Annotated in this window: 15 protein-coding genes; 13 read left to right on the top strand and 2 right to left on the bottom strand. The window is 37.7% G+C overall.

Translation table 11 applies throughout. The annotated features are described in order from the left end of the window. The 11 genes from J2Z40_RS19175 to J2Z40_RS19225 all read left to right on the top strand — a co-directional run. Positions 1 to 216, top strand: a 216-nt coding sequence (locus J2Z40_RS19175) for a DNA-directed RNA polymerase subunit alpha C-terminal domain-containing protein (RefSeq protein WP_209795160.1), incomplete at its 5' end; no start/stop codon positions are given. 55 nt (positions 217 to 271) lie between these two features. Beyond that, complete coding sequence (gene rplQ, locus J2Z40_RS19180; protein ID WP_066399820.1) at positions 272 to 634, top strand: 50S ribosomal protein L17; 363 nt, start codon at positions 272 to 274, stop codon at positions 632 to 634. A 480-nt stretch (positions 635 to 1114) separates the two neighbouring features. Further along, complete coding sequence (locus tag J2Z40_RS19185; RefSeq protein WP_066399822.1) at positions 1115 to 1957, top strand: energy-coupling factor ABC transporter ATP-binding protein; 843 nt, start codon at positions 1115 to 1117, stop codon at positions 1955 to 1957. Continuing rightward, positions 1933 to 2802, top strand: coding sequence for an energy-coupling factor ABC transporter ATP-binding protein (locus tag J2Z40_RS19190; protein ID WP_066399825.1), 870 nt, complete (start codon positions 1933 to 1935; stop codon positions 2800 to 2802). The genes J2Z40_RS19185 and J2Z40_RS19190 overlap by 25 nt, the downstream gene beginning before the upstream one ends. Next, positions 2799 to 3596 (top strand): energy-coupling factor transporter transmembrane component T family protein, encoded by a 798-nt coding sequence (locus J2Z40_RS19195; protein WP_066399827.1) that lies wholly within the window; start codon positions 2799 to 2801, stop codon positions 3594 to 3596. The genes J2Z40_RS19190 and J2Z40_RS19195 overlap by 4 nt, the downstream gene beginning before the upstream one ends. A 12-nt stretch (positions 3597 to 3608) precedes the next feature. Beyond that, a complete protein-coding gene (gene truA / locus J2Z40_RS19200) occupies positions 3609 to 4346 on the top strand; it encodes a tRNA pseudouridine(38-40) synthase TruA (protein ID WP_066399829.1) in 738 nt (245 codons plus the stop codon). Positions 4347 to 4717: 371 nt separating this feature from the next. Beyond that, positions 4718 to 5155, top strand: coding sequence for a 50S ribosomal protein L13 (gene rplM, locus J2Z40_RS19205; protein WP_066399831.1), 438 nt, complete (start codon positions 4718 to 4720; stop codon positions 5153 to 5155). A 21-nt stretch (positions 5156 to 5176) separates the two neighbouring features. Beyond that, on the top strand, positions 5177 to 5569 hold the full coding sequence (gene rpsI, locus J2Z40_RS19210) for a 30S ribosomal protein S9 (protein WP_066399833.1): 393 nt from the start codon (positions 5177 to 5179) through the stop codon (positions 5567 to 5569). 269 nt (positions 5570 to 5838) lie between these two features. Then, positions 5839 to 6282, top strand: a complete 444-nt coding sequence (locus J2Z40_RS19215) for a YbaK family protein (RefSeq protein WP_066399836.1) — start codon at positions 5839 to 5841, stop codon at positions 6280 to 6282. A gap of 90 nt (positions 6283 to 6372) precedes the next feature. After that, positions 6373 to 7092: an N-acetylmuramoyl-L-alanine amidase CwlD gene (gene cwlD / locus J2Z40_RS19220; protein WP_066399838.1), complete on the top strand. Its 720-nt coding sequence runs from the start codon at positions 6373 to 6375 to the stop codon at positions 7090 to 7092. A 345-nt stretch (positions 7093 to 7437) separates the two neighbouring features. Beyond that, positions 7438 to 8493 (top strand): Mrp/NBP35 family ATP-binding protein, encoded by a 1056-nt coding sequence (locus J2Z40_RS19225; RefSeq protein ID WP_066399841.1) that lies wholly within the window; start codon positions 7438 to 7440, stop codon positions 8491 to 8493. 54 nt (positions 8494 to 8547) lie between these two features. Here J2Z40_RS19225 and gerD read toward each other — a convergent pair whose 3' ends face one another. Further along, positions 8548 to 9186 (bottom strand): spore germination lipoprotein GerD, encoded by a 639-nt coding sequence (gene gerD / locus J2Z40_RS19230; RefSeq protein ID WP_066399844.1) that lies wholly within the window; start codon positions 9184 to 9186, stop codon positions 8548 to 8550. A 146-nt stretch (positions 9187 to 9332) separates the two neighbouring features. Between gerD and J2Z40_RS19235 the strand changes: the two genes are divergently transcribed. Continuing rightward, positions 9333 to 9974 carry a KinB-signaling pathway activation protein gene (locus J2Z40_RS19235; RefSeq protein WP_066399847.1) on the top strand — a complete coding sequence of 214 codons (642 nt, stop codon included), beginning with the start codon at positions 9333 to 9335 and terminating at the stop codon, positions 9972 to 9974. Positions 9975 to 10671: 697 nt separating this feature from the next. Here J2Z40_RS19235 and pdaB read toward each other — a convergent pair. After that, positions 10672 to 11424: a polysaccharide deacetylase family sporulation protein PdaB gene (gene pdaB / locus J2Z40_RS19240; RefSeq protein WP_066399849.1), complete on the bottom strand. Its 753-nt coding sequence runs from the start codon at positions 11422 to 11424 to the stop codon at positions 10672 to 10674. A 140-nt stretch (positions 11425 to 11564) separates the two neighbouring features. Between pdaB and J2Z40_RS19245 the strand changes: the two genes are divergently transcribed. Continuing rightward, complete coding sequence (locus tag J2Z40_RS19245) at positions 11565 to 11795, top strand: hypothetical protein (protein WP_066399851.1); 231 nt, start codon at positions 11565 to 11567, stop codon at positions 11793 to 11795. The last annotated feature ends 277 nt before the right edge of the window (positions 11796 to 12072 follow it).

Genomic DNA, 12072 nt, shown 5'->3' on the forward strand with positions numbered 1-12072 from the left:
CAAAAAGACACAGTACTTGAGATGACAATTGAAGAATTGGATCTTTCCGTTCGTTCATATAACTGTTTAAAACGTGCTGGTATTAATACTGTTCAGGAATTAGCTAATAAGACTGAAGAGGATATGATGAAAGTACGTAACTTAGGCAGAAAGTCTCTCGAGGAAGTTAAACACAAACTAGAAGAGCTTGGTTTAGGCTTGCGCAAAGACGATTGATCTTGCATGCTTATACAGGCTTAAAGAATGACTTCAACAAAGGAGGGAAACTTTCATGGGATACAGAAAGTTAGGACGTACTAGCTCTCAACGTAAAGCTATGCTACGTGACTTAGCAACAGATTTAATCATCAATGAGCGTATTGAAACAACTGAAGCACGTGCGAAAGAGCTTCGTTCAGTTGTTGAAAAAATGATCACTCTTGGTAAACGTGGTGATTTGCATGCTCGCCGTCAAGCAGCTGCATATGTTCGTCACGAAGTAGCAAATGCTGAAACAAACCAAGATGCTGTACAAAAATTATTCAGTGATATCGCTTCACGTTATGATGAGCGTCAAGGTGGATACACTCGTATTATGAAGCTTGGACCTCGTCGCGGTGACGGTGCGCCAATGGTAATTATCGAGTTAGTATAATATTTTTTAGTTGAAGGGCAGGACTTATTGTTCTTTGCCCTTTTTCTACAAAAGTTATAACTTCTTTATGAAGCAGCCAAATTGAGTGTTACGATGAGCCTGTCTCGTCTAGCTCTTGCACCTTTCCGATATCCTTTGATTTTGCGTAAACAGAGATTAATAACTGTTTGAATGGGAAAGGTGCGGGCTTTTTAAAGTGGATACTGTTTTATGGGCTTGAATAGTTGGCAGTATTGTAAAATTTTAAGCTCGATATGCAGATCTAGAAAAGTGCGCTCTCGCATTTGTTTATTTGTTATCGATCCATTTATTTCTGCCGTATATCTATTGAAGCTCGCCAAATGGCGAGTTTTTTATTTTTAGTTAAAAAAGAACTAGGCCGAGAATTGATAAACAAGGAATTTGTTTTGCCTTTTATTTTCACTGGCTAGAAGAACAGTTTAGAATAGAGAGAAGAGAAAGTTTAGAGGAGGAGCCACAATGAGTAAGAAGCAGCTAGTTCAGTTGGAAAACGTTTCTTTTCAATACGATTCGGAAGATCGCTTCGCATTGAAAAATGTTTCTTTTGATATATATGAGGGAGAATGGCTTGCAATTGTTGGGCATAACGGGTCTGGCAAATCAACTCTTGCTAAGCTATTAAATGGTTTACAATTTCCTCAGGAGGGTTCCATTACAGTTAATGGCATGACTCTTAATGAGGAAACGGTATGGGAGACAAGAAGATTGATTGGTATGGTCTTTCAAAATCCAGATAATCAGTTTGTAGGAACGACGGTACAGGATGATGTGGCTTTTGGTTTAGAAAACAATGGAATTCCTCGAGAAGAAATGCTTGAACGAGTGAACTATTCATTAGAAAAGGTCAAAATGGCACAATTTCTTGATCAAGAGCCGCACCAACTATCGGGTGGTCAGAAGCAGCGAGTGGCGATTGCTGGAGTGATTGCATTGAGGCCGTCGATTATTATATTGGATGAGTCAACCTCTATGCTTGATCCAAGAGGTCGAGAAGAAGTACTGGAAACGGTCAAAGAGTTAAAGGACATACACAAGATGACGGTTATTTCTATTACTCATGACTTAGAGGAAGCGGTTAGGGCAGACAGAATTCTCGTAATGAATAAAGGTGAATTATATCGAGAAGGAAGCCCAGAGGAAATCTTCCAAATGGAGGAAGAGCTCGTTCAACTTGGTTTGGACATTCCCTTTCCTGTTAAATTAAGCAAAACATTAAAAGAACAAGGAGTCTTCTTATCGAAGCATTTTTTATCAGAAGAAGAGTTGGTGGCTGAATTATGGACATTTCATTACAAGAAGTAGAATACAGATATCAAGCGAATACACCCTTTGAGCGACTTGCAATCAAGGATGTGTCCATTGATATTCCTTCTGGGATTTTTTTAGCGATCATTGGCCATACAGGATCCGGTAAATCAACGGTCCTACAGCATTTAAATGCTTTGTTAAAACCAACTACTGGTAAGGTAATGATTGGAGATAGAGAAGTTAATGCAGAAAAGAAACAAAAAAATTTAAAAGCAATTAGACAAAGGGTAGGCATTGTATTTCAGTTTCCTGAACACCAGCTATTTGATGAGACGGTTGAAAAGGATATATGCTTTGGACCAATGAACTTTGGTGTTCATGAGGAAGAGGCAAAAAAGAGAGCCAGGATTGCAATTAAACAAGTGGGCCTTTCTGAGGAAATATTAAGCAAATCTCCATTTGAGTTATCAGGTGGTCAAATGCGCAGAGTAGCTATTGCTGGAGTATTGGCGATGGAGCCAGATGTAATTGTGCTGGATGAGCCTACGGCAGGACTAGACCCCCGTGGCAGAAGAGAGATTATGGATATGTTTCATTCGCTTCATTTGGAAAGAAAGCTATCAACGGTCCTTGTGACGCATAGTATGGAGGATGCATCCAAATATGCAGATCAAATTGTTATTATGCAAAATGGACAAGTCTATAAAAAGGGGACGCCTAATGAAATCTTTTCGTCACCTGAAGGATTGCTGGAGCTCGGTCTGGATGTTCCTGAGGTTGTTCGTTTTCAGCAAAAAGTGGAAGAGAAGTTTCAAACAAAATTCTCACAAACATGCTTAACTGTTGAGAAGCTGACAGAGGAAATTGCTTCCATGGTAAAGAGAGGTGAGCAGGAATGATGGAGAAGATGATCTTTGGCCGTTATGTTCCCGCTCATTCTGTGATACATCGTATGGACCCAAGATCGAAGCTGCTGATGATTTTTTTATTTGTTTGTATTGTTTTTATTGCAAACAATAGTTGGACTTATGGTTTATTAGTGATTTATACGTTTGCCATGATTGCTTTATCTAAGGTTCCTTTTCGCTTCATTATATCGGGGCTAAAGCCCGTCCTTTGGCTTATTTTATTTACGTTGGTCCTACATCTGTTTTTAACAAAGGAAGGAGAGCTACTGTTCCAGGTCGGTTGGTTTTCAATTTATGAAGAAGGATTGAGACAAGGGATTTTTATTTCTGTCCGCTTCTTTCTATTGATTTTAATGACGTCGATTCTAACATTGACGACTACACCGATTGAGATAACCGATGGCATGGAAAGTTTGCTTCATCCTTTGAATAAAATTAAGTTTCCTGTTCATGAGCTTGCATTAATGATGTCCATTTCCCTTCGTTTTATTCCGACGCTTATGCAAGAGACAGATAAGATTATGAAGGCACAAACTGCAAGGGGAGTAGAGTTCTCAAGCGGCCCAATTAAGGAAAGAGTGAAGGCGATTATTCCGCTTCTTATCCCGCTATTTGTCAATTCATTTAAGCGGGCAGAAGAGCTTGCTACAGCAATGGAGGCAAGGGGATATCGAGGAGGAGAAGGAAGGACGAAGTATCGGCAGTTAAGCTGGGGATTAAAGGATACAACGCTGCTTATTTTTCTCGTCATCTTATCTGTTTTATTAGTCCTATTTCGAACATAATGGAGTAAAGCGATGCAAAGATATAAGTGTATAGTTTCATATGATGGAACCCAATTTGCTGGATATCAAGTTCAGCCAAATAAGCGTACGGTTCAAGGAGAAATTGAAAAGTCACTTGCCAAGCTGCATAAAGGGCAAGAGGTAAAGATTAGTGCTTCAGGTCGTACAGATGCTGGTGTCCATGCGCGAGGGCAAGTGTTTCATTTTGATTCATCACTTGATATTCCACTCGGCAAATGGGAAGTTGCATTAAATTCGATGTTGCCAGATGATGTGGCAATTATTTGTGTCGAAAAGGCTGAAAGAGATTTTCATGCTCGATTTGATGCTCAAGGAAAAGAATATCGCTACTTTATTAGCCAAACACATATACGAGATCCATTTAAGCGTCATTTTGCTTATAAATACTCGTACCCTATAAATATCCAAGCGATAAACGAAGCCATTCCTTTCCTTTTGGGTGAACATGACTTCACAAGTTTTTGCTCTGCAAAGTCGGAGGTTGAGAATAAAGTAAGGGAATTAAGTGAAATTGAGCTGCTTCTAGAAGAAGAGGCACTTACCTTTCGCTTTGTAGGGAATGGGTTTCTGTATAATATGGTCAGAATTCTAGTAGGTACACTTTTAGACGTTGGTTCAGGGGAGATTTCGCCCTCAGATATTCCGAGTATTTTAGAGAAAAAGGATCGGATATTTGCTGGGAAAACAGCACCTGCACACGGTTTGTATTTATGGGAAGTTCATTACTAAATGTCTATAATATAGAGATTAGCCAGTCTGAAATAAAGGCTCTTTTCTAAAGGAATGTTGCTTTTGAATCAAATGGTTGAGAATGAATATGATTGACCAACTAGGTCGGTTGATTGGAGCAATTTGAAGTGGAAATCAACCTTTACCAACTTTATATTCATAAGCAACAATGTTTGCGAAAACAGTCAAAAATAAAATATATGCTAAAACAACTAAACCTGGCGTAACATTTTATTGACATTGGCTGTTGAAACGTGTATCATAGCAAAGGTATTGTTATTAAAACCACGATAAGCCCCGGAACTTATTGTGTTGATGATAAAATGAAACCAAATGAATGAAATGAATGGAATTCTTAGGAGGGAAAATTGATGCGTACAACGTTTATGGCGAATGCTAATAATATCGAACGTAAATGGTACGTAGTTGATGCAGAAGGCAAAACTCTAGGTCGTCTTGCTAGTGAAGTTGCATCAATCCTACGTGGTAAACATAAACCAACTTTCACACCACATGTTGACACTGGTGATCATGTAATTATTCTTAATGCTTCAAAAATCCACTTAACTGGTAAAAAGCTTACTGACAAGATTTACTACCGTCACAGCATGCACCCAGGTGGTTTAAAAACAAGAACTGCAACTGAAATGCGTAACAACTATCCTGAGAGAATGTTAGAGCTTGCAATTAAAGGCATGCTTCCAAAGAACTCTCTTGGTCGTCAAATATTCAAGAAATTACACGTATATGCTGGCGCTGAACATAAGCACCAAGCACAACAACCTGAAGTTTACGAACTTCGTGGATAATTTTTAGGGGAGGTTATTAACTTGGCACAGGTTCAATATATTGGTACTGGTCGTCGTAAGAGCTCCGTTGCACGTGTTCGTTTAGTTCCAGGCGACGGTAAAATTATTATCAATGGTCGTGAAATTGAAGAGTATATCCCATTTGCAGCTTTACGTGCAGTGGTTAACCAACCACTTGTAGCTACTGAAACTAGCGGAAGCTATGATATTCATGTAAATGTAAATGGTGGAGGTTACACTGGTCAAGCTGGCGCAATTCGCCATGGTATCGCTCGTGCGTTACTTCAAGCTGATCCAGCATACCGTCCAACATTAAAAGCTGCAGGTCTATTAACTCGTGACGCTCGTATGAAAGAACGTAAAAAATACGGTCTTAAAGGCGCTCGTCGTGCACCTCAGTTCTCAAAACGTTAATATTTGCGTACAATGGCTCTTTTCACTTTTGTGGAAAGGGTCTTTTTTATGCCTAAAAAATGTTCTTAATCCACTTATACAAAAATCTTCATTGAACATAATCCTTCATCAATGAAAAAAATCGATATTGATGTGAAATTATTTTTCGAGCAGACAAGATTGTAAGAAGTGTGTTCGGTTTGAAATCAAAAATTGGCAAAAGAAAGCTATATGCTTTTTTGTATGTCCCTCCTTCCATGGATAAAACTATCCTCAAGGAGTGAGAAGGCATGAATGTGATTACAACTTTTACCGAAAAGAAAAGAGAAAAACAAATCAAATATGAAAAATCTGTTTTAAAGGAAATATCGGTTAAGACTTTAAAGGAACGGGTTAAACATTACTTTGGCTCTTCTCGGTTCTTATCGGGATTATTGATGAATTCGGGGATTGAAGAGGCTTGTTATGACGTCGCGATAGAAGCGTACTTGTTAGGTGCGAATTATAGTCGGTTCGGGTTATATGGCGAAAAAGCAGAAGATGTGCGAAGTCGCTGCTATGATGAGGAAAGACACCTGACAGATACATTATATAATTTCTTACTGTACTGGGGTCATGGAGAAGAAGGGATCATGAGTGAGTCCCTTTATTATCTTTGTGAGCAATATGTTGTGAGCTGGTGGATGGAAGGATTCCAAAAAGGCCAAATTAGGCATAAGCTACGACTTCATTAATGGATTGAAGATTATTCATTTCTCCGTTCTATAAATCCTACTTGTCCCATATATTGAAATGGAGGACAAGCGGGAGGGTTGACAGAGAATATGATGAAGAATATGAAAGCTGTGGCTTTTGCCATTGGACTCATTGTTTTATTTTTAATTTTACAATATGACTTTTCAGAAAAGGATTCATGGGAATCATGGCATTTGCCGTTAACAGGGAAAATCATTTTGCTTGATCCTGGGCATGGAGGCCCAGATGGCGGAGCCGGTGATAAGAATGCGCTTGAGAAGGATATTGCCTTAAATGTTACGTTGAAGGTGAGAGACTTTCTTCAGGAACAGGGGGCTCTTGTGATTATGACAAGAGAGGACGACAGGGATCTGGCTCCTGATGGGACAAAGGGGTATAGCCGCAGAAAAGTAGAGGATTTAAAAGAACGATTGGATATGATTAATACATCTGGAGCAGAGTTCTTTACAAGTATTCATTTAAATGCGATTCCTTCCTCCAGGTGGAGCGGTGCACAAACCTTCTATACATCGGATTTGCCGGAAAACGCCAGAGCGGCCAAGTTTATTCAAGATGAGCTGAGGCGTAATCTGGAGAATACGACTCGCAAAGCAAAGACGATCAATAATGTATATATTCTTGAACACGCGAAAATTCCTGGCGCTTTGGTCGAAGTCGGTTTTTTATCTAACCCTACAGAAAGAGAAGATTTAAAAAATGAGCAATATCAGGATAAGGTGGCTGCCTCTATCTATATGGGCATACTAAGACATTTTTCTGATGAGAGAGAGCTCATTGAAAAGGATTAAAAAGATGCTAATTAAAGCATCTTTTTTATTATAATGCCGCATATTGTAAGTAGTTTGGTCTAAGTCGCGCTTCAAAAGGGGCACTTTGACAGTGATAAGCATCGCTAATTATAAGTGCCTTACTAATAAGAGGAGTGCCAATTGGGGAAGAAGGTTAAAGAGCAATCTTCATTCTTGTATGCAGCTTGAATGCTGATCAAGGTAGCTTTGCTTTTGTTATATTGAATAAGGGCAAATGGGAATATTGGTTTAAAATAGATAAGGTGTGATAGAATTAACTATGAAGCAAATACATTATGTTATACTTTAATGGAAACGAATACATAAAGGCAGGTGCTAGTTGAAATGTTGACAGAGCAACGTATTAGAGAAGCATTAGGTAGTGTACAGGAACCATTTTTACATAAAACTTTATCTGAATTAAATGCAATTGAAGAAGTGAAAATTAAAGAGGAAAAGAATCATGTCAGTGTAAAGATTCTTATTGCTAAAACGGGCACAGCTGAGCAACTACAGCTTCAAACGCAAATTGTAAACGTATTAAAAGGTGCGGGTGCGGCTACAGTAGGAATACGGTTTGGTGAATTGCCAGAATCTATTCTGTCTCAATACAGACAAGCTGTGAAGGAAGAAGACAAAGGATTGCTTTCGCCTACTAGCAAAACAACATTTATTGCAATTGCTAGTGGAAAGGGTGGCGTAGGTAAGTCGACTGTTTCTGTTAACCTTGCTGTATCTTTAGCAAGACTAGGCAAGAAGGTTGGTTTAATTGATGCAGATATTTATGGATTCAGTGTCCCTGATATGATGGGAATTACAACTCGCCCTGTAGTTAGAGGAGAAAGAATCATTCCTGTTGATCGCTTTGGTGTAAAAGTAATATCGATGGGATTCTTTGTTGAAGATAATTCCCCAATTATTTGGAGAGGCCCAATGCTTGGAAAAATGCTAAATAGCTTTTTCAATGAAGTAGAGTGGGGAGAGATTGATTATCTATTGCTAGATCTGCCACCTGGAACAGGGGATGTCGCATTGGACGTACATTCTATGCTTCCAACGTGTAAAGAAATTGTCGTAACAACTCCACATCCAACTGCGGCATTTGTTGCTGCGCGTGCAGGTGCTATGGCATTAAAGACTGACCATGAGATATTAGGTGTAATTGAAAATATGGCTTATTTCGAAAGCAAGCTGACAGGAGAGAAAGAATATGTCTTTGGCCAAGGCGGCGGACAAAAGCTTGCTGAGGAATTACGAACAGAAGTGCTAGGACAATTGCCACTTCAACAACCTGACTGGGATGAGAAAGAGTTCGCTCCATCTGTATATCAGGAAGATCATCGATTAGGTAAGCTTTATACAGAAATTGCTGAGAAAGTCGTTCAGACATTAGAATCATAAAAATGACAAACAACCTCTTCTATTGAAAAGAAGAGGTTGTTTACTTATTATAGATTAACTGCTTCCGCCTTCCTCTTTGCTTTCACCGCCTTGATCATCTTGTCCGCTTTCTTCCCCACCTCCGCCTTCTTCTTGTTTCTTGTCACCCTTTATCTCTTCAGCTGCCTTTATGAGGATATCTTGCATTTTTGCTTTAAAGAGCGGACTCTCAAGTGTTTCAGTAATGACTGTTTGCAAATGTTCACGATATTCTTTGCTTTTTAATACATTTGTTACTTCTTTTTCTAATTCAGGATCTTTAAGAACTTCAATCATCATCCCTCGATATTCGGGGTCTTTCATTAAATCCTTTAAAAGCGTTTCATTTTCCTTCTTCATGCTTTTTGCGATTGCTTCTGCAAATTTCGGGTCTTCAAAAGACTTTCTCCAGAACTCTGTTCCTTTATCAGATGTTAATGTTTTTTCAATTGTATCTGAGACAATTGCTTGATCCATGACAAGCTTTTGTTTCATTTTGTCATCATCCATCAGTTCCTGGATCGCCTTTTTCCCGTCATCTGTTTTTAAAATATCAACAACCATTTTTTTTGTCTGGTCATAGTCCATATTATTGCTTCCTGATTCTCCTTGACCACAACCTGCTAACATAAGGATGAGTACAGCTGGTATAAGTGTACGGGAAATTTTCAACATCGATTGGCTCCTTTCAGAGATGTCCTTAATTTTAGAATGAAGAAAATGAGCAAATATTATTCGTTGTAAATGCTTTACCTAGATTTTTCATTGTTTGGTTGGTACAATCATAAAGGGATTAAAAACTGCTATGGAGGAAAAAGAAATTGACTAGCCGAAATTGGGTAAAGTTGTTTCTTTCAACATTGCTTGTTGGAGGAATCACAACTGGAATTGTAGGATTTATTGTTCGCTGGAATGAATTTAAATCGATTTTTACTTCATTTGATTTGCTTGAAATTTTATCAGTATTGTTTTGGTTGGTTGGAGTTGGCTTTATATTTAGTGTGCTCAGTCAAGCTGGATTTTTTGCCTATTTAACCGTTCACCGTTTCGGATTGGGAATATTTAAATCCCATTCATTATGGAATAGTGTTCAGGTCATTCTTATATTAGTTGTATTATTTGATTTGGTTTACCTTCGTTATAATGAGTTTGCGGCTGATGGAGATAGCATATGGCCATATATTGGTGTAGCGGCATTTTTATTAATTGTTGGTGTTATAGTTGCTGTTATTAAAATGAAGATGACGAATAAAGAGGCATTTATTCCTGCACTCTTCTTTATGATTGTCGTTACAACACTTGAATGGGTTCCGATTTTAAGAGTAAATGAGACAAGCTGGCTTTATTTAATGATCTTCCCACTTTTAGTATGCAATACGTATCAGCTGCTTATTCTCCAAAAACTTAATAAATCATCGGAAGCACATCGACAACAAAAACTAACAAAAAACCCGGCCAAATAATGGTATGTAGCTCGGTGCAGAAGTAGGAAAATAAAAGGAATAAGTATTTCAGCAAGCGAATTAGTAACTAAATCCGCTTGCTTTTTTTATTGTTAGGAAAGGGATTATTAACAGAATGAACATGTAGCTATTGGCCACACTAAAAAATGTGTTAAGAGCATTGTCAAAAGCAGTGTAATTGTTCTACTTATTGGCAGGGAGATTAGGGGGAGGTCCCGAGCGGATAAATAGACGGAGAAATTCCGCTTATTTCGTAATTATTAATCAAATAAGCGTAAATAACCGGAAAATTTCCGCCTATTGTCTCGAAAAATTCAAATATGGGGGACTTTTCATTGAATAAGCGGAAAAACTCCGTTTATTTCTCTCAAAACGAGCTCCATTCTACATTTAAGCGGAAAAACTCCGCTTATTATACTTTTGCTATGTTACTCGATTAATGATAAGACAATTTATTTAAAAGAAGCAGGGTGTTCTTTAGTGACATTCATCTGCCACATAGGTTATTAGATTATTAAAAACGCAGAGGATGTTATAGCCTTCTGCGTTTTTCTGTGTGACCTTATGAATTCGATTTTTCTACTTCACTGCTGAATTACTTACAAATAAAGGGCGGCTTTTTTATTAGGTGAAAATACCCTTCTGGAATCTCTTCGCACTTACTATATGAGCGAAAGAGCTTAAGAAATCCTGCTGATCACTTTATTTCGTTCGTAATTGTTTCTGCATTTGCCATCATGGCTGATACGGTTACGAGTTTTAAATTTTTCCTTTTTATATCGTTAATAATTTGTGGCAGGGCGACAGCGGTTTGTTTAGCTGAATCAGATGCATGGAATAATAGAATATCTCCTTTTTTAGCGTGTGAGGCATTTTTAATAATTTCCTCTACACCAGGATTGGTCCAGTCCTTTGAATCAAGGCTCCAATGCACAACAGTATAGCCAAGTCTATTTGCCACTTTTAAGGTTTTTTGATCAAAGTGTCCAGTAGGTGCACGGACAAGTTTGATATTGGTTACATTCAATTTTTTAAATGCTACTTGAGCCTTTGCTAGATCTTGGGTTATTTTTTGTTCTTCTAATTCTGTATAATCTTCGTAGTTATAGCCAAGAATACCAATTTCATACCCTTCCTTTACAATTCTTGTAACGAGATCTGGGTGACGTTCTGCCCAAGAGCCTGAAAGGAAGAAGGTTGCTGACTTTACATTTTCCTTTTTGAGAATATCAAGTATGGGTTCTGCCTTTTCATCCCCCCAGCCAATATTAAAGGTAAGGGCTAAATCTTTCTCACCCTTGTATATGGCTTTAGGTCCATCTTTAGTAGAAAATGCGGGGACATGGATAATGTTACCGACGTATAAGAACCAAGCGGCAAAGAAAGCAGTTGTAATAATCAATGCTAGCTGTTTAAATGATTTTCCATTAAATACATAAAAAAAGTTCATAATGCCTTCACCTCGTCCAAATTACTACTTGTCTCAATCTTATGCATAGATTTTTTTTAAAATGAATGAAAAATCAAATTCATAAAAAAAATAAAATGGAAAATACTACAAAAACCAAACTGAAGTAAAGGGGTTATTGGATGTTAGGAATATTAATTAACGATAGGGAACTGAAAGAAATGCAGTATTTAATAAAAAGAGAGATGGATGAAATCTTATTTGATTTGAAAGATAATCGGATTGACCATATTGTGAAAAGAGCTATGGATGAAAGATATAAAATTTTATTTTCGCTATTTAAAAGAGTCGCTGAGCCAAATGAATGCATGAAGTATATGCCTAATAGGCAGCGAAGAGAAAAGAAAGGATAATTTTTTTAAATAAAATAGTAAAATGTGTTGACTCAATATTATTTAGCTGTTATATTAATAAACGTCGCTGATGACATGTCACTAACAACTGATAATAACTTCTTTAAAAAAAGTATTGACGTTGAAGGTGATTGGTGATATATTAATAAAGCCGCTGCGAGCGACACTGAAAATTTTGAAACTTGCTCTTTGAAAACTGAACGAACAAAAAACGTCAACGTTTAAACTTATTTTTTATTTTAGAGCTAATCAACTCTTTATTGGAGAGTTTGATCCT

This window comes from Cytobacillus eiseniae, from assembly GCF_017874625.1.
In the GTDB taxonomy this organism is placed as follows: domain Bacteria; phylum Bacillota; class Bacilli; order Bacillales; family Cytobacillaceae; genus Cytobacillus; species Cytobacillus eiseniae.